Raw genomic sequence first — 21,693 nt, 5'->3', positions numbered from 1 at the left:
CCATGGCGGGCAAGGTCACCACATTCGATCACGATCCGCGCCGGCCGTACTGGCCGATCGGGTTCATGGCCCCCGCTGTCGCACCGCTGCTGCTCGGCATGCACCTGCTTGGCGCGAACCAGTGGATCGTCGCGGCGCTGCCCATCGTGCTGCTGTTCGGCATCGCGCCATTCGCCGACCATCTGATCGGCCGGGACTACCGCAATGTGACCCGGGAGACGGCACGAAAACTCGCTGCCGACCCCTATTACCGCCGCCTGATGCGGGCCACCGTGCCTGCCTACGCCGTCGGCATCCTTGCGGCCGCCGTCCTCGTCTCGATGGCGCCGTTCACGGTACTGCAGTGGCTGGTCTTCACGGTCGGCATCGCCTTCGTCCATTCCCTGATGGTGCTGGTGGCGCACGAACTCGGTCACGCCCGCTCGGCCCGCGACCGCTCCATTGCGAGGTTCGCGCTGTCGCTGATCGCCTACGGGCATTTCGGTGTCGAGCACAACGTCAACCACCACCTCAAGGTGGCGACTCCCGACGATCCGGCGAGCGCCCGCTACAACGAAAGCATCTACCGCTTTGCACTGCGTGAGATGCCGGGTGTCTTCCTCGGCGCCGTCGAATGCGAGCGGAAGCGGCTCGCGCGGCGCGGCAAGGGGTTCTGGACCATCGAGAACGAACTGGTCGGCAACTGGGCCATGTCCCTGCTGATCGCCGGACTGCTGACGATTCTGCTCGGTCCCGCAGTCCTCGCCTTCTTCGCGCTGCACAGCCTGGTGACCTGGTTCTCCATCACCATGGCCAACTACACGGCGCATTACGGTCTGCTCCGGCGGATGGTCGACGGGCGGCGCGAGCCCTGCCGGCCCGAGCATTCCTGGAGCTCGGGCTTTCTCTTCTCCAACCTGCTGTTCCTCAACCTGCAACGGCATTCGGACCATCACGCCAATGCGCAGCGTCCCTATCAGGTGCTGTCCTACCTGCCCGGCACGCCGGAACTGCCGGCCGGCATCCCCGGCCTGTTCTGCATGATGCTGGTGCCGCCGCTCTGGTTCAGGGTGATGAACCCGAGGCTTCTGGACGCCGTCGGCCATGATCCGTCCAGGATCAACTTCAGTTCCGCGGCGGATGCCCGGCGCATGGGCGCGCCTTCATTCAGCCTACCCGGCCGTCCAGCTTCAGGGTCCGAAGCCTGAGCGCATTGCCGATCACCGACAACGAGGACAGGCTCATCGCCGCAGCCGCGATCATCGGCGAGAGCAGCGTGCCGGTCAGCGGGTAGAGGATGCCCGCCGCGATGGGCACCCCTGCCGCGTTGTAGCAGAAGGCGAAAAACAGGTTCTGACGGATGTTCCGCATCGCCGCCTGCGAGAGCGTGCGACCCTTCAGGATGCCGGTCAGGTCGCCCTTGAGCAGGGTGAGTCCGGCGCTCTCGACGGCCACGTCCGCCCCGGTGCCCATGGCAATGCCGACATCGGCGGCGGCGAGCGCCGGGGCGTCGTTGACCCCGTCGCCGGCCATCGCGACGCTGTGGCCCTGCGCCTTCAGTTCGTCGACCAGGGTCTTTTTCTCCTCGGGCAGCACCTCGGCCCGCACGTCGTCGATGCCTAGCGCTTCTGCGACCGCCTTCGCCGTACGGGCGTTGTCGCCGGTCGCCATGACGACCTTCAGGCCGGCATGGCGCAGCTTGTTCAAGGTATCGGCCGCGTTCTCCTTCACCGGATCGGCGACCGCCACCAGTCCCGCGACCGCGCCATCGGCGGCAATGAACATCACTGTCCTGCCAGCGTCGCGGAGCGCGTCGGCGCGCGCGTGCCAGTCGCCTGTGTCGATGTCCGCGTCATCCATCATGCGGCGGTTGCCGAGCATGACGCTTCGCCCGTCAACATCGCCGCGGACGCCCTTGCCGGTAACGGCGTCAAAACCCGACACATCGGCCAGGTCGAGGCCGCGATCCCCGGCTTCCCGGACGATCGCCTCGGCCAGCGGATGTTCCGAGCCACGTTCCAGCGACGCTGCCAGACGGAGCAGGGCGGCATCGTCGCCATCGGCGGCAATCATTTCGGTCACTGCCGGGCGGCCTTCGGTCAGCGTGCCGGTCTTGTCCACGACCAGCGTGTCGACGCGGGCGAAGCGCTCCAGCGCCTCGGCGTCGCGGATCAGCACGCCTGCCTGCGCGCCGCGCCCTGTGGCGGTCATGATCGACATCGGGGTCGCAAGACCGAGCGCACAGGGGCAGGCAATGATCAGCACCGACACGGCGGCGACCAGCGCATGCACCATCGCCGGCTGGGGGCCGACGAGCGCCCATATCACGAAGGCAATCGCGGCAATGGCGACAACGGTCGGCACGAACCAGGCCGCGACCCGGTCGGCAAGACCCTGAATCGGCGCGCGCGAGCGCTGCGCCGAGGCAACCATGTCGACGATCCGCGACAGCATCGTGTCTGCGCCGACGCGCTCGACCTGGATGACCAATGTGCCGTTGGCGTTCAACGTACCGCCGGTGACGGCATCGCCCTCGGTCTTCTCCACGGGTACGGACTCGCCGCTGATCATGCTCTCGTCGACCGAGGAGCGGCCCTCCAGCACCGTGCCGTCGACCGGCACGCTCTCGCCCGGCCGAATCCGCAGCCGGTCGCCCTCCAGGATGTTCTCCAGCGGGACCTCGCGCTCGGTGCCGTTGTCGTTGATGCGCCGCGCGGTCTTCGGCGCCAGATCCATCAGCGCGCGGATGGCGCTGCCGGTCCGTTCGCGGGCGCGCAATTCCAGCACCTGCCCCAGGAACACCAGCGCGATGATCACCGCCGCCGCCTCGAAATAGACCGGGACCGTGCCATGGTCGCCGATGAAGGTCGGCGGGAACATGCCAGGTGCCAGCGTGGCCGCCACGCTGTAGAGATACGCCGCGCCGGTGCCTATGGCGATCAGCGTCCACATGTTCGGACTGCGGTTCAGGATGGACGACCAGCCCCGCCTGAAGAACGGCAGGGCCGCCCAGAGGACGACCGGCGTTGCGAGCACAAGCTCCGCCCAGACAGCCGTCCGCTCCCCGATCCAGTGCCGGATCGGCAATCCCAGCATCGGCCCCATCGCCAGAATGAAGATCGGCAGGGCGAGCGCCGCGCTGACGATCAGCCGGCGGCGGAAGTCGATCAGTTCGGGGTTCGGACCGGCATCGGCGCCGCCCATCGGTTCCAGCGCCATCCCGCATTTCGGACAGTCGCCCGGCTTGTCCCGCACGATCTCCGGGTCCATCGGACAGGTGTACTGGACACCCTTCTGCGCCGTCTTCGGCCGCCGCCTGTGGGCGCCGGTGAGATAGAATTCCGGATCGGCCTCGAAGCGGTCGTGACAACGCTGGCCGCAGAAATGATAGGTCTCGCCCTCATGTTCGAAGGACGGCTTGCCGGCTGCGGGATCGACAGACATGCCACATACGGGATCGGTCGCCGGATGCGCCTCCTCGTCGTGATCATGCAGTGCAGCAGCGTGATCGTGCGGTGACATTGACAGCTCCCACAGAAAGGTCGAGCGTGAGATAGGGTCTCCAGCAACTGGAAGGTCAAGTCATGCGCCGGGTGTGCTGCGGTCCCTGGCCAGCCCGCGCAGCCGCTTCATTTCCTCAAAGGCCGCGGTGCCGTCCCGCATTATCGCCGCAACGCCTGCGATCACGCCAGATGCGTCCATGACCGGGGCGACCGTGAACCGAACCGACAGCGTGCGGCCCTGGCTGTGCAGGGCGGGCACAGACAGCACCTCGTCCGCCGCATGGGTCGAGCGTCCGGCAGCGATCATCGCGAAATAGCCATCCCAGTGGCGCCGGCGGAGCCGCTCGGGAATGATGATGTCGAGGGATTGGCCAAGCGCCTCGTCAGCAGCGAATCCGAACACCCGTTCCGCGCCGGCATTCCAGAAGCGGATGATGCCCTCACGGTCGGAAATCACCACCGCATCGGGGATGTCCCGCAGGACTTCCGCTGCCGACTGCGCGAAATCCGGCCCGGTGACGTTCATGACGGCATCACCGTCGCGCATTCGGTGACCACGGCATGCATCGGCATGTCGTGCGGCTGCGGGTAGATGGTTGCGATCTGCAGACAGGCGTAGCCTGCGCCAAGCACCACAGGCCCGTGACGCCAGACGGCAAGTGTCCGGTCGAAATACCCGCCCCCGTTGCCGAGCCGATAGCAGCGCGGATCGAATCCGACCACCGGCGCGACAGCTATGTCCGGCAGCACGGCATCCCGGTCCCTGGATGGGCAGGGTATGCGCCAGACACCGGGTTCGAGCGGATCGCCCGGCGTCCACGCTCTGTAGACCAGCGGACTGTTGCATGTCTCGACCGCGGGCAATGCGCAGCGACCGCCGGCATCCAGGATCCGGCGCGCGAGACCGGCCACCGCCGGTTCGCCCCGGATCGGCACATAAAGGCCGACGACGCGTCCATCGAGTCTGCCCATCGCCCGGCACAACCCTTCGGCGATGGCACGATCCGCACCGACCCGTTCGCTGCCGCTGACGGCCTGCCTGAGGCCCAGCAGGCGCTGCCTTTCGGAACGCCGCCAGCGCGACACGTCGGTTGCGGTCCGGCTGTCGGACCAGCCTCCCCGGAACGCGGTATCGAGTTCGTGCATGAAACAGGGTGGCGAGGCGTACTCACCGGACATGCGGTCATCATCGCTAGACAAAGCCGTCTCCTCCCAACGCCATTGTGTCGAATGTAGAGCGGCTTGACGCAGGGTTGCGCACGGGGGCCATGCCATCCCTGCGCTGCAGACATGCAATGCGCAGCCGTTGCCCTATATGGTCGGACGAAACGGCACGATCGGGAAAGGCGCTCGGCATGGGACTTCTGGAAGACGGCATCTGGCGAGATACGGCGCGCAAGCCCGGTTCGAAAGGCGAATTCGTTCGTGTCGCGGCGCAGCTGCGCAACTGGATCACGCCGGACGGCAAGGGCGATGGCGAGTTTCCCGCCGAGCTCGGCCGCTACCATCTCTATGTCTCCTACGCCTGTCCCTGGGCCCACCGGACCCTGATCTTCCGGCAGTTGAAGGGGCTGGCCGACCACATCGGCTTTTCCGTTGTCAGCCCGCTGATGCTGAACAATGGATGGGAGTTCACCGAATGGGACGGCGCCACGGGCGACCGGGCCAACGGGCTGAACTACATGCACCAGATCTACACCAAGAACATCGCCGACTATTCGGGCCGCTGCAGCGTGCCGGTGCTGTGGGACACGAAGACGGACAGCATTGTCTCCAACGAGAGTTCCGAGATCATCCGCATGCTGAACTCGGCCTTCGACGGGCTGACCGGCAACAATGAGGACTTCTACCCCGAGGACCTTCGCAACGAGATCGACCTGGTGAACGAGCGCGTTTACGAGACCGTCAACAACGGCGTCTACCGATCAGGGTTCGCGCAGTCGCAGGACAGCTACGAAGAGGCGGTCACGGCGCTTTTCGACACCATTGACTGGCTGGAGGAGCGCCTGTCGCAGCAACGCTATCTCTGCGGCGACCGGATCACCGAGGCGGACTGGCGGCTGTTCCCGACCATGATCCGCTTCGATCACGTCTATCACGGCCACTTCAAGTGCAATATCCGCCGCCTGATCGACTACCCGAACCTGTTCGGGCACACCCGCGAGCTCTACCAGTGGCCGGGCGTGAAGGAGACGGTGAACATGGATCACATCCGCTGGCACTACTACTACAGCCACCCTTGGGTGAACCCGACCCGGGTGGTCTCCGTCGGCCCCGACATCGATTTCGACGCACCGCATGGCCGCGGCTGAACCGCCGCCCCCGCCGGATTTCGATCTGCCCGATGGCGACCTCTGGATCTTCGGCTACGGGTCGCTGATCTGGCGGCCGGGCTTCGAACATCTGGAGCGGCATCGGGCAGTGCTGGCCGCCGGCACCGCCGGCTCTGCGTCTGGTCCTGGTATCACCGGGGCCTCGAGCACGCGCCCGGCCTCGTCATGGGGCTGGACCGCGGTGGATCGTGCATCGGCGCGGCCTACCGCGTTGCCCAGCCAAAGGCGATGGACGCGTTTCTCTATCTGGTCGCCCGGGAGATGGTGACGCCGGTCTACCAGCCAGCCCATGTCCGCCTGCGCCTGGACGACGGCCGCACGGTCGGCGGCGTCACCTTCGTCGTCGACCGCCAGAACCCGCAATACGCCGGCAAGTTGTCGCTCGAGACAGCACTGGATACGGTGAGGCATTCGCGCGGGCACAGCGGCCACAATACCGACTACGTCCGCGAGACCGTCGCGCACATGCGCGAACTCGGGATCCGGGACCGCTATCTGGAAGGCCTCGCCGCCGCGCTCGACGGCCACCCTACCTGAGCAGCCAGACCAGACCGACCCCGACGGCGCAGACCGCGACGCCCATCAGGCGCACGCGGTCCGCGGGCTGGGCCAGCATCACCGCAATGGCCCGGCGCATGCTGTCGGGGAACAGGGCGTAGGCGGCGCCTTCGATCGCCATGGCCAGCGCCAGCGCGATCAGCAGGTCCTCCACGACACCGCGTCTATTCGTTCGGCGTCGCCTCGCCCGACGATGCACCGGACGGCACGGCAAGCGGACTGCTCGGCATCGTCGAACCGCCCGGGCCGACCGGGGAGATATCGCTGAAGAACTTGAAGAAGTCGGACCGGGGGTTGAGCACCAGGGTCGTGTCTTCGCTGTTCAGCGATTCGCGATAGGCCTGCAGCGAGCGGTAGAACGAGTAGAACTCCGGGTTCTTGGCGGCGACCCTGTTGAAGATCGCGGCGCGCGCGCCATCGCCTTCACCGCGCAGGATTTCAGACTGCTTCCGCGCTTCCGCCAGCAGGACCGTGCGGTCCTTGTCGGCCTTGGCGCGGATCCGCTTGCCTTCCTCGTCACCAAGCGCGCGCTCTTCCTTCGCCTCACGCTCGCGCTCGGTGCGCATGCGCTGGAAGATCGCGTCCTTGTTCTGCTCGGGCAGATCGGCCCGCTTGATGCGGACGTCGACGACTTCGATGCCGTTGCGGGCCATCCGCTGGCCGACCTGATTTGAAAGGCGCTGCATAAGTTCCGAACGCTCACCTGTCAGAAGGGCCGTGAACTGCTCCTTCGCCAGTTCGCGTCGCAGTGTCGACGCCACTTCCGTATCCAGCCGGTTCGCCGCCGCGGCCATGGTCTGGTAGGCCTTGTAGAACTCCAGCGGCTCGGTGATGCGGAAGCGGGTGAAGACGTCCACCACCAGACGCTTCTGGTCGGCGGTGATGATCTCTTCGGGCTCGGCGTCGAGCGAGAGAATGCGCTTCTCCAGATAAACCACGTCCTGGATGAAGGGCACCTTGAAGTTGAGGCCGGGCTCGCTGACGATATTCACCGGGTTACCGAACTGCAGCACGATGGCCTGCTGGGTCTGGTGCACGGTGTAGATGGCGCTGTAGCCGACGATGCCGACGATCAGGATCAGAACGCCAAGCGCTATGCCTACGATCCTCATTGGGCGGCCCTCCCGCTGCGTCCCTTGCCCAGTTCGTTGAGCGGCAGGTAGGGGACCACGCCGCTGCCGCCATTGTCGTCGATGATGACCTTGTCCATGCCGCGCAGCACTTCTTCCATGGTCTCGAGATAGAGCCGCCGGCTGGTGACTTCGGGGTTGCCGACATACTCGGTGGCGATGGCGGCGAAACGGCTCGCCTCACCTTCGGCCTCGGCGATCTTCTGCTGCTTGTAGGCCTCTGCCTCCTCGATCATCTTCGCCGCGTCGCCTCGGGCGACCGGAACGATGGAGTTGGCGTAGGCGTCGGCCTCGTTCTTCTTGCGCTCGCGGTCGGCCTTGGCGCGCTGCACGTCGCGGAACGCGTCGATGACATTGCTCGGCGGGTCCACCTGCTGCAGCTTCACGCCCTGAACGTCGACGCCGGCGTTGTAGCCATCCAGCGTGGCCTGAACCAGTTCCTCGACCTCCTGCTCGATCAGCCCCTTGTCGGTGGTCAGCATGGCCTGGATGGGGGTCCGGCCGATCACTTCGCGCATGGCGCTCTCGGCAACGACCTTGAGGGTCTGCGGCGCGTTTTCGATCTCGAAGAGATACTTGCCCGCGTCAGAGATGATCCACTGCACCGAGAAGTCGATGTCGACGATGTTCTCGTCGCCGGTCAGCATCAGGCTCTCGTCCTTGATGTCGTTCTTGCGGTCCGGTCCGACGCGTCGGAATCCGATGTCGGTCTGCTGGACGCGCGTGACCTCGGGCAGCAGCACGGTCTCGATTGGCGCCGGCAGCTTGAAGTGGAGACCCTCGCCGGTCGTGCGGACATATTCGCCGAAACGCAGCACGACGCCCTGCTGGGAGGGCTGCACCCGGTAGGCCATCTGCCACACGGCAACCAGACCGACCACGATGATCACGACGATAGCGATGATGGTGCGGTTGCCGCCACCGCCGGGCGAGAACTGGCGAAGCCTGTCCTGGCCGCGGCGGATCATCTCCTCGATGTCAGGCTTCTGAGGGCCGCCGCCGCCACCGCCGCCGCCCGAGGGACCCTGTCCCCACGGCCCGCGGTTGCCGCCGCCGCCACCTTGCCATCCGCCACCTTGACTGTTCCAGGGCATTGAGTGTCCTTCGGTTGTCCTGAGAAAAGCGCTCGCCGACCGGTTTCGGCTCGTAGACGCGCGCGTTATATGCTGTTGGCTCCGGCTGGGCAAACCCTGCCGGCAACGCTACTCACCCTAGTGTCACATATCGGGACGGCAATGGAGTTTTCAACGATGGCTGACGTGACCGAAGACGACGTTATGACGGCGCTGCGCCGGGTCACGGATTCCGACCACGGGAAAGACGTGGTAACGGCCGGAATGATCTCCGGCCTTGTGATCAAGGGGAGCAATGTCGGCTTCGCCATCGAGGTCGATCCGGCAAAGGGCAAGGAGAAGGAACCGCTGCGGCAGGCCTGCGAGAAGGCGGTCATGATGGTGGCCGGCGTCACCAGCGTCACGGCCGTGCTGACGGCTCACCGCGAGGCGCCCTCCGGCGGCGGCCAGCAGCGCCCGCCGCAACAACCGCCCGGGCAGGCGAAGGCCAACCAGCGCGCCGACATTCCGGGTGTGAAATCGATCATCGCAGTGGCCTCCGCCAAGGGCGGGGTCGGCAAGTCCACCACCGCCATCAACCTTGCCGTTGCGCTGCAGCGCCAGGGCCGGAAGGTCGGCCTGCTGGATGCAGATATCTACGGACCGTCCGTGCCCCGGTTGATGGGGCTGTCCGGCAAGCCACATTCGCCGGACGGGCAGTCCATCGATCCGATGGCGGCTCACGGCATCGTCTGCATGTCAATCGGCTTCCTGATCGAGGGCGACACACCGATGATCTGGCGCGGCCCGATGGTGATGAGCGCGCTGGAGCAGCTGATGCGCGACGTGAACTGGGGCGAACTGGACGTGCTGGTCGTCGACATGCCGCCGGGCACGGGCGACGCCCAGCTGACCATGGCGCAGCGCGTGCCGCTGACCGGGGCGGTTATCGTCTCGACGCCGCAGGACATTGCCCTGATCGACGCGCGCAAGGGACTCGCCATGTTCCGCAAGGTCGACGTGCCGGTCATGGGCATCATCGAGAACATGAGCTACTTCCTTTGCCCCAGCTGCGGCGAGCGTTCCGAGATCTTCGGCCATGGCGGCGCGCGGGAGACAGCCGCCGAACTGAATTGCGACTTCCTCGGCGAGGTGCCGCTGCACATGGCGATCCGCGAGACCTCTGACGGCGGCGCGCCCATCGTCTCGAGCGATCCGGAAAGCGAGCACGCGAAGATCTATATGGATCTGGCTGCAAAGGTTGCGGCAAAGATCGACGAGGCGACCGGGGCAACGAAGAGCGGCCCCCGCATCGTCATCAGCTAGGCGGCGCTTCGGCACCCTCGGGCCGCAGCATCAGTTCGCTGACCGCTGCGGTCAGCGGGCGGCCCCGGTTCAGCACCGCGTCGACGGCGGCTGCGATGGGCATATCCACGCCAGCCGCCGCCGCACGTTGAAGCAACGGTGCGACCGTATGCGCCCCTTCCGCCAGCGCGGACGGTGGTGGCTCGCCACGTCCGAGCGCCAGTCCGAGGCTGTAGTTCCGTGACTTCGGATCCGTGCAGCTCAGCACGATGTCGCCCAGCCCCGACAGTCCTGCCATGGTGGACGGACTCGCGCCCAGCGCAGCGCCCAGCCGGCTGAGTTCGGCGACGCCACGGGAGATCACCGCCGCCCGTGCGTTGGCGCCAAGCTCGGCGCCCATGACCGCCCCCGCGGCGATGGCGAGTACGTTCTTGGCTGCACCGCCAAGGGCGACGCCGATCAGGTCCGGACTGGCATAGACACGGAAGGCCCGTCCCCGGAACAGCGCGGCACAGTCTTCCGCCAGTCCCGGATCCCGCGCTGCCATCACCGCCGCGGCCGGCAGGCCCGCGGCGAGTTCGACGGCGAATGTCGGACCCGAGAGCATGGCGATATCCGCATACGGACAGGCATCGCCTGCGACCTCGGTCATCAGCAACCCGGTTCCCTGTTCCAGTCCCTTGGCCGCCACGATGAGCACCTGCCCATTGGCTCCCGCAAGTCCGTGGTCGGACAACACGGACCGCAATGTCTGCGCCGGAACGGCGAGAACCACTGTCCCGGCCTTCTGCAGCACTGCCGGATCGGACACCGGAGAGACACCGTCCGGAAAGACGGACCCGGGCAGCGACGGATGCCGCCGTGAGCCGGCCATGCGGTCAATTGCGCCGGCGTCGCGCCCCCAGAGGGCGACACGCCGCCCACCGAGGGCGATCTGGGTGGCCAGGGCAGCGCCCCACGCGCCTGCGCCGGCCACGACAATCCGGAATTCGGGATCGTGCGACATCGCTTGAATATCGGGGCAGACCGCTCATTTGGCAAAGCGCAGGATTTCTGCGTCATAGGGACGCAAAATTCCGGGGACAATTGGGATAAGCCGCCGGGAACGCTAGCTTCATTCCAAGTAAAATAATGTCGGCGCCAGACTCCCCGATACGGCGCCGTACGACAATGGAGGCCCTGGCGGATGAAGATCACTGGCAGCTATGACATCGACGCGGACCGGCAGAAGGTCTGGGAAGCCCTGAACGACCCCGAGATCCTGAAGGCCTGCATTCCCGGCTGCGAGTCCCTGGAAAAGAGCGGCGAGAACGAGCTGACTGCCGAAGTGACGGCCAAGGTCGGACCGGTGAAGGCCAAGTTCAGCGGCGTGGTCGAACTGAAGGACCTCAACCCGCCGACGTCCTACCGCATCGAAGGCTCGGGCAAGGGCGGCGCGGCCGGGTTCGCCAAGGGCGGCGCGGACGTGCGCCTGAGCGATATCGACGGCGGCGGCACCAATCTGGAATACGAGGCCGACGCCCAGGTCGGCGGCAAGCTGGCCCAGATCGGCGGCCGGCTGATCGACGGCACGGCCAAGAAGATGGCCGATCAGTTCTTCGAGAATTTCCGCAACCAGCTCGCATCGGGTGTCGATCCCGAACCTGTGCTGGCCGAGCCCGAGGGGACCGCGGGCAACGAAGCCGCCGAGACGGCTGACGATGCCCCGGTGCGCATCGAGGTCGAGGGCGAGTCCGACCCCATGGATGCGCCCGAAGCCGCAAGGCCGGAGCCCGGCGCCGAAGACAAAACGCCTGCCGGAAGCGTCGAGGAAGAGAAGGCCCGCGCCGAGGCCGCCCGCAAGGCCGAGGCGGCGGCCGCTGCCGGCGCCGGCGCGATCGGCGCCGCGCCCGCCGCGGAGAAGCCCGCGTCGGGCACCGGAATACCGGCCTGGGTATGGTTCATCGGCGCCGTGGCGCTGATTATCGTGCTGGTCGCGCTGGTGACTTGAGATTGATCCGATCCCGGCGCAGGATGCGGCGAGTTACGGATGTCCAACAGGGAGGATTGGGGGGACATGCCTTCAGTTTCGATGACGATCAACGGCAAGAGCGTAAGCGGCGAAGTCGAAGGCCGGACGCTTCTGGTCGAGTTCCTGCGTGAGGGTCAGCGCCTGACCGGCACCCATGTCGGCTGCGACACCAGCCAGTGCGGCGCCTGCGTGGTTCATGTGAACGGCGTTTCCGCCAAGGCCTGCACCATGCTGGCGCTTCAGGCCGATGGCGCCGAGGTGACCACCATCGAGGGCCTGGCGAAGGGCGACGACCTGCACCCGATGCAGGAAGCCTTCCGCGAGAACCATGGCCTGCAGTGCGGCTTCTGCACGCCGGGCATGATCATGAGCGCTGTCGATCTGGCGAAGAACAATCCGGATCCGTCGGAAGCCGAGATCCGCGACTGGCTGGAAGGCAACATCTGCCGCTGCACCGGCTATCACAACATCGTCAAGTCGATCAAAGCCGGCGCCGCCGCGATGCGCGGCTGAAGACCGGCACGCGACAGGGCTGACATTCTCAGGGAGGGAATGGGATGACCGAACAGGGGATCGGCGCCGCCGTAAGGCGCAAGGAAGATTTCCGTTTCATCAAGGGGCGCGGCAAGTACACCGACGACATCGTGCTGCCGAACCAGAGCTACGCCGCCATCGTGCGCTCGCCGCACGCCCACGCGGCGATCAACGGCATCGACGCCAGCGCGGCCCTTGCGGCGCCCGGCGTGATCGCCGTGCTGACGGCCGAGGATTTCGCGGCCTTCGGCGGTCTGCCCTGCGGTTGGCAGGTCATCGGCAAGAATGAAGAGCCGATGATCGAGCCCAAGCATCCCATTCTCGCCGAAGGCAAGGTGCGCCACGTCGGCGATCCGGTCGCCGTCGTGGTCGCCGCCAGCAAGTCGGAAGCGCGCGCCGCCGCCGAACTGGTGGATGTCGACTATTCGGAACTGCCGGCGGTCGTCAACATGCGCGAGGCGCTGGAGAACCCGCCCTCGTCGGTACATGACGAAGCCGGCAACAACCAGTGCTACGACTGGGAGATCGGCGACCGCGCGACCGTGGACGCGGCCTTCGAGAAGGCCCACCACATCACGAAACTGGAACTGGTCAACAACAGGCTGGTGCCGAACGCCATCGAGCCGCGTTGCGCCATCGGCGACTTCGACCAGGCGACGGGCGAGCACACGCTCTATTCGACCAGCCAGAACCCGCACGTGATCCGTCTGCTGATGGGCGCCTTCGTGCTGCAGATCCCCGAGCACAAGCTGCGCGTCTACGCCCCCGATGTGGGTGGCGGGTTCGGCTCCAAGATCTATCACTACGCCGAGGAAGCCATCGTCACGGTGGCGGCAAAGGTGCTGGGTCAGCCGGTGAAGTGGACCTCCGACCGTTCGGAAGCCTTCCTGTCCGACGCCCATGCCCGCGACCACATCACGTCGGTCGAACTGGCGCTGGACGCGAACGGCAAGTTCCTGGCGCTCCGCGAATTCACGCTGGCCAACATGGGCGCGTATCTGTCGACCTTCGCGCCGTCGATCCCGACCTATCTGCATGCGACGCTGCTGGCGGGCCAGTACACAACGCCGCTGATCTACGCAGAGGTGAAGGCGGTGTTCACGAACACCGTCCCCGTCGACGCGTATCGCGGGGCCAGCCGCCGGAAGCCACCTTCCTGCTGGAGCGGGTCGTGGACAAGGCGGCAGACGAGATGGGGATCGACCCGATCGAGCTGCGCCGCCGGAACTTCATCCAGCCGGACCAGTTCCCGTATGACACGCCGGTGGCGCTGACCTACGACACCGGCGATTTCGAGAAGACCCTTTCGGCAGCGCTGAGCGCCAGCGGCTGGGGCAGCTTCGAGGACCGGCGCAAGGAAGCCGCAGGCCGCGGCAAGCTCCGCGGTATCGGCATCAGCTGCTACATTGAGGCCTGCGGTATCGCACCGTCGAATGTCGCAGGTGCACTGGGCGCCCGTGCCGGCCTCTACGAAAGCGCCACGGTCCGGGTCAACCCGACCGGTTCGATCCAGGTGCTCACCGGCAGCCACAGCCATGGCCAGGGCCACGAAACGGTCTTCGCGCAGCTGGTGGCGGAGAAGCTGGGCGTCGATATCGGCTCGGTCGATATCGTCCACGGCGACACCAACAAGATCCCTTTCGGCATGGGGACCTACGGGTCCCGCTCGATCGCGGTCGGCGGCGTCGCCCTGTCCAACGCGATCGACAAGGTCGTGAACAAGGCGACCAAGATCGCGGCGCATCTGATGGAAGCGTCCGCGGACGACGTCGTCTTCGAGAACGGCATGTTCAAGGTCGCCGGCACGGACAAGGAGGTCGCCTTCGGCGATGTCGCACTGACGGCCTATGTCCCGCACAACTATCCGCTGGAAGAGCTGGAGCCGGGCCTCGAGGAGACCGCGTTCTACGATCCGAAGAACTTCACCTTCCCGTCCGGCACGCATGTCTGTGAGGTCGAGATCGATCCGGACACCGGCGAGGTGAAGATCATCGCCTTCCACGCCACCGACGATTTCGGCAACGTCATCAACCCGATGATCGTCGAGGGCCAGGTGCATGGCGGGCTGGTGCAGGGCATCGGCCAGGCGCTCTACGAGAACACGTCGTATGACGCCGGCGGCCAGTTGGTCAGCGGTTCCTACATGGACTACTGCATGCCGCGCGCCGACAATGTGCCGTCCTTCACCGTCGGCCACGAGGTCACCCCCTGCACCCACAACGTGCTGGGCGTGAAGGGTTGCGGCGAGGCCGGCGCCATCGGGTCGCCGCCGGCGGTGATCAACGCCATCGTCGACGCCCTGAAGGATTACGGCGTCAGCCACATCGACATGCCGGCCACCCCGCTGAGGGTCTGGCAGGCCATTCACGGCGCCAGGCAGGCTGCCGAGTAGGGACAAGGGGGAGCTACGGACCATGTACAACTTCAACTACAGCAAGGCTGGCAGCGCCGATGCGGCGTCGCAGGCGCTGGCGTCGGCCGAGGACGGCAAGGTGATGGCCGGCGGCATGACGCTGATCCCGACGCTGAAGCAGCGTCTGGCAGCGCCGTCGGACGTGATCGACCTGGCCGGCGCCAACCTTTCGGGCATCCGCAAGGACGGCAACGCCATCGTCATCGGCGCGATGACCACGCATGCGACCGTGGCCGGCTCGGCTGACGTGAAGTCGGCGATCCCGGCGCTGGCCGATCTGGCCGACGGCATCGGCGATCCGGCGGTCCGCAACCGCGGCACCATCGGCGGCTCGATCGCGAACAACGATCCGGCGGCGGATTATCCGTCGGCGCTGGTCGCGCTGGGCGCCACCGTGAAGACCACGAAGCGGGAGATCGCGGCGGACGACTTCTTCACCGGCATGTTCGAGACCGCGCTGGATGAGGACGAGATCATCACCGAGGTCTCCTTCCCGGTGCCCGAGAAGGCCGGCTACGCGAAGTTCCCGAACCCGGCCTCGCGCTACGCCATCGTCGGTTCCTTCGTGGCCAAGACGGCTGGCGGCGTGCGCGTCGCCATCACAGGCGCAGCGCCCTGCGTGTTCCGCGTGCAGGCCTGGGAGGACGCGCTGTCGTCGAACTTCTCCGCCGACGCCATCTCCGACGGCGCCGTCGATGCGGGCAGCATGAACGCCGACATCCATGCCGGCGCCGACTACCGCGCGCATCTCTGCGGCGTCATGACCAAGCGGGCGGTGGCCAAGGCCGGCTGACGCCGCCCGACACCGCCAGGCAACAGAACAGGGCCGGTTCCGGAAACGGATCCGGCCCTTTGCTTTGCGGACCGGTATCCCGCAAGCGACAACCGCCGGTGCAGACAGGCTTGCGCGCCGGCCGCCATTGGTGTTCCTGCGGACCATGTCGGATATCGGGGAAGCCTTCTGGATCGCCCTGCAGCTGATCGCCGGTCTGGACGGTCAGCTTGCCGATATTGTCGGGCGCTCCCTGACTGTCAGTCTGAGCGCCGTGGCGCTGGCGAGCCTGATCGGCCTGCCGCTGGGCGCCGCCGTCGCGGTCTATCGCTTTCCCGGCCGCCGGGCCATCGTGATCCTGCTGAACGCCTTGATGGGGCTGCCGCCGGTCTTCGTCGGCCTGATCATCTATCTGCTGCTGAGCCGTTCCGGGCCCCTCGGCGCGCTGGGCTTGCTGTTCACGCCGGGGGCGATGATCATCGCCCAGACCGCGCTGATCACTCCGATCATCGCCGCGCTCGCCCGCCAGACGGTCCGGACGATGTTCGAGGAGTACCGCGAACAGCTCTGTTCCCTGGGCGCCAGCCCGCGGCAGATGCTCGCCACCCTTCTCTGGGACGGACAGCTGATGCTGGCCACCGCCGTGATGGCGGGATTCGGCCGGGCGATCGCCGAGGTCGGCGCCGTCTTCATCGTCGGCGGCAACATTGCCTACGCCACCCGCGTGATGACCACGGCCATCGCGCTGGAGACCTCCAAGGGCAATCTAGCGCTTGCGCTGGCGCTGGGCCTGATCCTGGTGCTGCTGGCGCTGAGCGTGAATGCCGGGGTGGCGCTGCTGACCGGCGCGGGACGCACACGGGGCCGACTGGGATGAGCATCCTGCCCCTCGAGCTCGAAGACGTGACGCTGTCGGCCGGCGGACGGCGGCTGCTGGACGGCGTGTCCATGACTGTCCCTGCCGGCAAGCGCACGGTCATCCTGGGGCCCAACGGCGCGGGCAAGAGCCTTCTGCTGCGAATCTGTCACGGGTTGCTGCATCCCGATGGCGGACGGGTCCAATGGACCGGCCCGGACGCGGCGGATGCGCGACGGCGGCAGGCCATGGTCTTTCAGCGGCCGGTAATGCTGCGCCGTTCCGTCCGCGCCAACATCGCCTATGGCCTGAAACTGAGAAGCATCGGGGGCGCTGACGCCGACGCACTGATCGACGGGGCGCTCGAGATGACCGGCCTCGCCGACAGGGCCGGTCAGGCCGCCCGGACCCTTTCCATCGGCGAACAGCAGCGGCTGGCGCTGGCGCGGGCCCAGGCCCTGCGGCCGGAAGTGCTGTTCATGGACGAGCCCACCGCCAGCCTCGACCCGGGCGCGACCGGCCGGATAGAGACGCTCGTCGGCCGCATCCATGCGCTCGGCACGGCCATCGTGATGACCACACATGACCTCGGCCAGGCCCGACGCCTTGCCGATGAGGTCGTGTTCCTGCACAACGAAGTCGTGATCGAACAGTCTCCGGTGGAGCGCTTCTTCGACGATCCGGTCCACGAGACGACCAAGGCATTCCTGAAGGGAGAACTTCTGTGGTGAAAGCGGTCCCCGCCGCCGCGCTGGCGGCGCTTTTCTTCTTCGTACAGACGGCGCTCGCCGATCAGATCACACTGTCGTCGACGACATCGACCGAGAACTCGGGACTTTTCGGTTTCATCCTGCCGAAGTTCACCGCCGCGACGGGCACCGAAGTGCGGGTCATCGCCGTCGGCACGGGCCAGGCGATCCGCATCGCCCGCAACGGGGACGCGGACGCCCTGCTGGTGCATCACCGGCCGAGCGAGGAGGCTTTCGTCGCGGACGGCTTCGGCGTCGAGCGGCGCATCGTCATGTACAATGACTTCGTCGTGCTCGGCCCCGGCGACGATCCGGCAGCGGCAAGGGGCGCCGAAAGTGTCGTCGAGGCCTTCAGGGCCATTGCCGGTTCCGGCATCCCCTTCGCGTCCCGTGGCGACGACAGCGGCACGCACAAGGCAGAGAAGGGTATCTGGTCAGCCGCCGGACTGTCTCCGGAAGCGCGGGACAACTGGTACCGCGAAATGGGCGCCGGCATGGGCGCCACCCTGAATGCGGCGGTGGCCATGGGCGCCTATACACTCTCCGACCGCGCAACGTGGCTCAGCTTCGCGAACAAACAGAGCCACGAGATCGTTTTCCAGGGCGATCCGGCCCTGTTCAACCAGTACGCAGTCATTGCCGTAAATCCGGTCAAGCACCCACACGTCAACATCAGGGGGGCCCAGGCCTTCGTGGACTGGCTCACGGGCCCCAATGGCCAGGCGGCGATCGCCGAGTACCGGCGCGACGGGGAGCAACTGTTCTTTCCGAACGCGGAATAGGCCCGCATTCCCTTCTTGCTACCGCTACGTCACTCCATTACATTTTGGGTGCACACGAATTCATCAACCAATCAAGAAGGGAGGTGGTCACATGGCCTGGACGACACCTGTGATCGAAGAAATCTGCATCGGCATGGAAATCAACGGGTATTTCCCCGCCGAGTTCTGATCGGCCGATCACACGAAATCGGAAGAGGCCGCCGGTGCGAACCGCCGGCCTTTTTCTTGCCCCGGATTCGCGGCGAGGAGACGCGGACATGAGCGACCGGATCCTGTCGCCGGACGAACTGGAGCATGCGCTGCGCGACATCGGCGCGCGCCGCTATCACAACCTGCACCCCTTCCACCGCATGCTACATGGCGGCAAGCTGTCGAAGCCGCAGGTGCAGGCCTGGGCGTTGAACCGCTACTGTTATCAGGCCCATATCCCGGCCAAGGACGCATCGCTGATGGCGCGCCTGCCCACGGCCGCGCTGCGCCGCGAATGGCGCCGGCGCATCGTCGATCATGATGGCGAGACCGAAGGCGATGGCGGCATCGAACGCTGGCTCGGACTCTGCGAGGGCCTCGGCCTGGACCGCGACTATGTCGAGAGCATGGAAGGCATCCTGCCGGCGACGAAGTTCGCCGTGGAAGCCTATGTCCGGTTCGTTCGCGAGATGCCGCTGCTCGACGCCATCGCCAGTTCGCTGACCGAGCTGTTCTCCCCCACCATCATCTCCGAGCGTGTCTCGGGCATGCTGGCGAACTACGATTTCGTCGACGAGAAGACGTTGGCCTATTTCGGCAAGCGGCTGACCCAGGCGCCGCGCGATTCCGACTTCGCGCTGGACTATGTGAAGACGCACGCGGTCCGGCCCGACCAGCAGAAGGCGGCGCTCGACGCGCTGACCTTCAAGTGCACCGTGCTCTGGTCGCAGCTGGATGCGCTCTACTTCGCCTATGTCGAACCGGGTTTGATCCCGCCCGACGCCTTCGTGCCGGAACAGGGCTGATGGCGCTGGCCGAGGACAGCGTCCCGAAGCTGCCCCGCGGTGTGAAGCTGCGGGAAGACAAGGCGCGCGGCGGCTGGACGCTGATGGCGCCGGAGCGGATCATCAAGCTGGACCCGATCGCGCTGGAGGTGCTGAAGCGCGTGGATGGCGAACGCGACGTCGCCGCCATCGTCGACGACCTGGTGGCGAGCTTCAACGCGCCGCGCGACCGCATCGCGACCGACGTGAAAGCGCTGCTCGGCCAGCTCGCGGACAAGCGCCTGCTGGACCATTGACCGCTTCGCCGGACATCGACCCGCCGATCGGGATGCTGGCGGAACTGACGCACCGCTGTCCCCTGCATTGCCCCTACTGCTCGAACCCGGTCGAGCTGGAGCGCCGCTCAGCCGAACTTTCCACCGATGACTGGAAGCGCGTCTTCACCCAGGCGGCCGATCTCGGCGTGCTTCAGGTGCACCTCTCCGGCGGAGAACCGACCGCCCGGCGCGACATCGTCGAGATCGTGGCCCACTGCAACTCGGTCGGTCTCTACACCAACCTGATCACGGCCGCTGTCGGCGTGAAACCCGAGACCATGGACGCACTCGCAGATGCCGGACTGGACCACGTGCAGATTTCCTTCGAAGGGGTCAAGGACGGACCGGCCGACCGGATCGCCGGGCTGGACGGCGCCCATGCGGCGAAGCGGAAGCTGGCCGCACAGGTCATCGCGCTCGATATCCCGCTGACGGTCAACGCCGTCATCCACCGCGCCAATATCCATCTCGTAGAAGACATGGTCCGCGCCGCCCTCGGCATGGGCGCGCGCCGGGTCGAGGTCGCCCACACGCAGTATTACGGCTGGGCGCTCCGCAACCGGGAAGCTCTCATGCCGGCCTGGGACCAGGTCGAGACCGCGTTGCAGACGGTCGAGACGCTGCGTCGGGAACTGGCCGGACAGATCGTCATCGACGCGGTCGTGCCCGACTACTACGCCCGCCTGCCGAAGCCCTGCGTCGGCGGCTGGGGACGCCGCTCGCTGAACGTCACCCCATCGGGCAAGGTCCTGCCCTGCCATGCCGCGGAGAGCATTCCGGGGCTGGTCTTCGACAACGTCGCCGAGAAGCCGCTGGCCGAGATCTGGCAGGCGGGTCAGGCCTTCAACGCCTTCCGCGGCACCGACTGGATGCCCGATCTCTGCCGGACCTGCGAACGGCGCGACATCGATTTCGGCGGCTGCCGCTGCCAGGCCATGGCCATCGCCGGCGATGCGACCGCGACCGATCCGGCCTGCGCGAAGTCGCCGCTGCACCAGCGGCTGGTGGACATGGCGCAGGACGCGGCCGGCTCGGACGTCACCGACTACGATTACCGCCGGTTCCTCTGATCACTCCCCGACCGCATGCCCCAGCTTCGGCACCAGCACGGTGCGGCGGTAGCTGATGACCAGCGTGCCGTCCTGCTTGTAGCCGCGGGTCTCGACGGTGACGATGCCCTGGGTCGGACGTGACGAACTCTCCCGCTTGTCGAGCACTTCGGACTCGGCGGTCAGCGTGTCGCCGTGAAAGACCGGGGCCGGCATCCTGATGTCGGTCCAGCCCAGATTGGCGATGGCCTTCTGGCTGACATCCGAGACCGACATGCCCGTCACGATGGAAAGCGTCAGGCAGGAATTGACGACCGGACGCCCGAACTCCGACTTGCTGGCGAAATCGTGATCGAAATGCAGGGGGTGCTGATTCATGGTCATGAGCGTGAACCATGTGTTGTCCGCCTCCGAGACCGTGCGCCCCGGACGGTGCTCATAGACCGCACCGATCTCGAATTCCTCGAAACAGCGGCCGAAATTCTCCCGGTAGCGGCCTTTGGCGACTTCATCGGAACGGACTGACATGTCGTGACTCTCCCCTACTTTCGACAGCGTCTAAATCTTGATCTGACGGTCAATTCCGCCAATATATGCGACACATGGTAACCCTCATCAAAGGAGCTTCGGCCCCATGGCACTGAATGCGGATACCCGCTATTCCAACACTGCGACGCGCGTCGACGCCGCGGAGATCGATGCCGGTCTCCGCAAATACATGCTGGGCGTCTACAACTACATGGCGTCCGGCCTGCTGGTCAGCGCCATCGTTGCCCTGCTGGTTTCCAGCTCGCCGGCTGCGATGCAGACCATCTTCGGCTCGGGTCTCGCCTATGTCGTGATGTTCGCCCCGCTCGGCATCATCCTGATCATGAGCTTCGCGCAGTCGAAGCTGAGCACCGGCGCCGTACAGGGCCTGTACTGGCTACTGGTGGCGACGATGGGCGTCAGCTTCTCGACGATCTTCCTGGTCTACGGGCTGGGCGACATCGTCCGCGTCTTCTTCATCACGGCGGCGGCCTTCGCCGGCCTCAGCCTCTACGGCTACACCACCAAGCGGAACCTGTCCGGCATGGGCAGCTTCCTGGTGATGGGTCTGATCGGCCTGATCATCGCCTCGATCGTGAACATCTTCCTGGTCTCGTCCATGATGCAGTTCGTGATCTCGGTGCTGGGCGTGCTGATCTTCGCCGGCCTGACCGCCTTCGACACGCAGCGGATCAAGTCGACCTACATCGCCTACCGCATGGAAGGCGACATCGCGACCCGCTCGGCGGTGATGGACGCGATGGGCCTCTACCTGAACTTCGTGAACATGTTCATGTTCATGCTGCACCTGTTCGGCGGCGGCGACGACTAGTAAGTCCCTGACAGAC

21 protein-coding genes and 3 pseudogenes are annotated in these 21,693 nt (G+C 66.3%); 16 read left to right on the top strand and 8 right to left on the bottom strand.

Annotation, left to right across the window (positions count from 1 at the left end; translation table 11 throughout):
* The first annotated feature begins 2 nt into the window (after window positions 1-2).
* Window positions 3-1,187 carry an alkane 1-monooxygenase gene (locus ACMVY4_RS09370; RefSeq protein WP_416899892.1) on the top strand — a complete coding sequence of 395 codons (1,185 nt, stop codon included), beginning with the start codon at window positions 3-5 and terminating at the stop codon, window positions 1,185-1,187.
* Here the strand turns inward: ACMVY4_RS09370 and ACMVY4_RS09365 are convergent.
* The 3 genes from ACMVY4_RS09365 to ACMVY4_RS09355 are packed head-to-tail and all read right to left on the bottom strand — an operon-like array spanning window position 1,147 to window position 4,661.
* On the bottom strand, window positions 1,147-3,501 hold the full coding sequence (locus ACMVY4_RS09365; protein WP_416899891.1) for a heavy metal translocating P-type ATPase: 2,355 nt from the start codon (window positions 3,499-3,501) through the stop codon (window positions 1,147-1,149). The genes ACMVY4_RS09370 and ACMVY4_RS09365 overlap by 41 nt on opposite strands.
* Window positions 3,502-3,561: 60 nt before the next feature.
* Window positions 3,562-4,008: a PAS domain-containing protein gene (locus tag ACMVY4_RS09360; protein ID WP_416899890.1), complete on the bottom strand. Its 447-nt coding sequence runs from the start codon at window positions 4,006-4,008 to the stop codon at window positions 3,562-3,564.
* Window positions 4,005-4,661, bottom strand: a complete 657-nt coding sequence (locus tag ACMVY4_RS09355; protein WP_416900287.1) for a 5-formyltetrahydrofolate cyclo-ligase — start codon at window positions 4,659-4,661, stop codon at window positions 4,005-4,007. The genes ACMVY4_RS09360 and ACMVY4_RS09355 overlap by 4 nt, the downstream gene beginning before the upstream one ends.
* Before the next feature lie 176 nt (window positions 4,662-4,837).
* On the opposite strand from ACMVY4_RS09355, the gene ACMVY4_RS09350 reads away from it, so the two are divergent.
* The 3 genes and pseudogenes from ACMVY4_RS09350 to ACMVY4_RS09340 all read left to right on the top strand — a co-directional run bounded on the left by ACMVY4_RS09350 (window position 4,838) and on the right by ACMVY4_RS09340 (window position 6,352).
* Window positions 4,838-5,794, top strand: coding sequence for a glutathione S-transferase family protein (locus ACMVY4_RS09350; RefSeq protein WP_416899889.1), 957 nt, complete (start codon window positions 4,838-4,840; stop codon window positions 5,792-5,794).
* Window positions 5,781-5,876: pseudogene (locus ACMVY4_RS09345) on the top strand (gamma-glutamylcyclotransferase); the annotation flags it as partial. The gene ACMVY4_RS09350 and the pseudogene ACMVY4_RS09345, both read left to right, overlap by 14 nt.
* Window positions 5,837-6,352, top strand: coding sequence for a gamma-glutamylcyclotransferase (locus ACMVY4_RS09340; protein ID WP_416900286.1), 516 nt, complete (start codon window positions 5,837-5,839; stop codon window positions 6,350-6,352). The pseudogene ACMVY4_RS09345 and the gene ACMVY4_RS09340, both read left to right, overlap by 40 nt.
* Here the strand turns inward: ACMVY4_RS09340 and ACMVY4_RS09335 are convergent.
* From ACMVY4_RS09335 to hflK, 3 genes are read right to left on the bottom strand one after another with little or no spacing between them, the layout of a single operon-like run.
* On the bottom strand, window positions 6,345-6,527 hold the full coding sequence (locus ACMVY4_RS09335; RefSeq protein ID WP_416899888.1) for a DUF2065 domain-containing protein: 183 nt from the start codon (window positions 6,525-6,527) through the stop codon (window positions 6,345-6,347). The genes ACMVY4_RS09340 and ACMVY4_RS09335 overlap by 8 nt on opposite strands.
* 10 nt (window positions 6,528-6,537) lie before the next feature.
* Window positions 6,538-7,485, bottom strand: a complete 948-nt coding sequence (hflC, locus tag ACMVY4_RS09330; RefSeq protein ID WP_416899887.1) for a protease modulator HflC — start codon at window positions 7,483-7,485, stop codon at window positions 6,538-6,540.
* Window positions 7,482-8,597, bottom strand: coding sequence for an FtsH protease activity modulator HflK (gene hflK, locus ACMVY4_RS09325; RefSeq protein ID WP_416899886.1), 1,116 nt, complete (start codon window positions 8,595-8,597; stop codon window positions 7,482-7,484). Before hflK ends, hflC begins: the two co-directional genes overlap by 4 nt.
* Window positions 8,598-8,753: 156 nt before the next feature.
* Between hflK and apbC the strand changes: the two genes are divergently transcribed.
* Window positions 8,754-9,881: an iron-sulfur cluster carrier protein ApbC gene (gene apbC / locus ACMVY4_RS09320; RefSeq protein ID WP_416899885.1), complete on the top strand. Its 1,128-nt coding sequence runs from the start codon at window positions 8,754-8,756 to the stop codon at window positions 9,879-9,881.
* Here apbC and ACMVY4_RS09315 read toward each other — a convergent pair.
* Window positions 9,874-10,866, bottom strand: coding sequence for an NAD(P)H-dependent glycerol-3-phosphate dehydrogenase (locus ACMVY4_RS09315; protein WP_416899884.1), 993 nt, complete (start codon window positions 10,864-10,866; stop codon window positions 9,874-9,876). The two genes, apbC and ACMVY4_RS09315, sit on opposite strands and share 8 nt — an antisense overlap.
* Before the next feature lie 180 nt (window positions 10,867-11,046).
* Here ACMVY4_RS09315 and ACMVY4_RS09310 point away from each other — a divergent pair, with 180 nt between their 5' ends.
* From ACMVY4_RS09310 to pqqE, 10 genes and pseudogenes are all read left to right on the top strand, one after another.
* Window positions 11,047-11,850, top strand: coding sequence for an SRPBCC family protein (locus ACMVY4_RS09310; RefSeq protein ID WP_416899883.1), 804 nt, complete (start codon window positions 11,047-11,049; stop codon window positions 11,848-11,850).
* Between the two features lie 66 nt (window positions 11,851-11,916).
* Entirely contained in the window at window positions 11,917-12,384 is a 468-nt protein-coding gene (locus ACMVY4_RS09305) for a (2Fe-2S)-binding protein (RefSeq protein ID WP_416899882.1), read from the top strand.
* Window positions 12,385-12,428: 44 nt separating this feature from the next.
* Window positions 12,429-14,797 (top strand): annotated as a pseudogene (locus tag ACMVY4_RS09300) (xanthine dehydrogenase family protein molybdopterin-binding subunit).
* A 22-nt stretch (window positions 14,798-14,819) separates the two neighbouring features.
* Complete coding sequence (locus tag ACMVY4_RS09295; protein WP_416899881.1) at window positions 14,820-15,611, top strand: FAD binding domain-containing protein; 792 nt, start codon at window positions 14,820-14,822, stop codon at window positions 15,609-15,611.
* A gap of 145 nt (window positions 15,612-15,756) precedes the next feature.
* Window positions 15,757-16,467, top strand: coding sequence for an ABC transporter permease (locus ACMVY4_RS09290; protein ID WP_416899880.1), 711 nt, complete (start codon window positions 15,757-15,759; stop codon window positions 16,465-16,467).
* Window positions 16,464-17,177, top strand: a complete 714-nt coding sequence (locus ACMVY4_RS09285) for a phosphate ABC transporter ATP-binding protein (protein ID WP_416899879.1) — start codon at window positions 16,464-16,466, stop codon at window positions 17,175-17,177. Before ACMVY4_RS09290 ends, ACMVY4_RS09285 begins: the two co-directional genes overlap by 4 nt.
* Window positions 17,171-17,977, top strand: a complete 807-nt coding sequence (locus ACMVY4_RS09280; protein ID WP_416899878.1) for a substrate-binding domain-containing protein — start codon at window positions 17,171-17,173, stop codon at window positions 17,975-17,977. Before ACMVY4_RS09285 ends, ACMVY4_RS09280 begins: the two co-directional genes overlap by 7 nt.
* Window positions 17,910-18,146: a pyrroloquinoline quinone precursor peptide PqqA gene (pqqA, locus tag ACMVY4_RS09275; protein WP_416899877.1), complete on the top strand. Its 237-nt coding sequence runs from the start codon at window positions 17,910-17,912 to the stop codon at window positions 18,144-18,146. Before ACMVY4_RS09280 ends, pqqA begins: the two co-directional genes overlap by 68 nt.
* Before the next feature lie 88 nt (window positions 18,147-18,234).
* Window positions 18,235-19,247: pseudogene (pqqC, locus tag ACMVY4_RS09270) on the top strand (pyrroloquinoline-quinone synthase PqqC).
* Window positions 19,244-20,338, top strand: a complete 1,095-nt coding sequence (pqqE, locus tag ACMVY4_RS09265) for a pyrroloquinoline quinone biosynthesis protein PqqE (protein WP_416899876.1) — start codon at window positions 19,244-19,246, stop codon at window positions 20,336-20,338. The pseudogene pqqC and the gene pqqE overlap by 4 nt, the downstream one beginning before the upstream one ends.
* Here the strand turns inward: pqqE and ACMVY4_RS09260 are convergent, their stop codons facing one another.
* A complete protein-coding gene (locus ACMVY4_RS09260) occupies window positions 20,339-20,845 on the bottom strand; it encodes a MaoC family dehydratase (protein WP_416899875.1) in 507 nt (168 codons plus the stop codon).
* A 106-nt stretch (window positions 20,846-20,951) separates the two neighbouring features.
* Here ACMVY4_RS09260 and ACMVY4_RS09255 point away from each other — a divergent pair, with 106 nt between their 5' ends.
* Window positions 20,952-21,677, top strand: a complete 726-nt coding sequence (locus ACMVY4_RS09255; protein ID WP_416899874.1) for a Bax inhibitor-1 family protein — start codon at window positions 20,952-20,954, stop codon at window positions 21,675-21,677.
* Window positions 21,678-21,693: the final 16 nt, after the last annotated feature.

Origin of the sequence: Minwuia sp. (genome assembly GCF_048007105.1) — a bacterium.
GTDB lineage: Bacteria > Pseudomonadota > Alphaproteobacteria > Minwuiales > Minwuiaceae > Minwuia.
The sequence above is the reverse complement of the archived record's forward strand: the minus strand, read 5'-3'. Positions and strand labels throughout refer to the sequence as shown.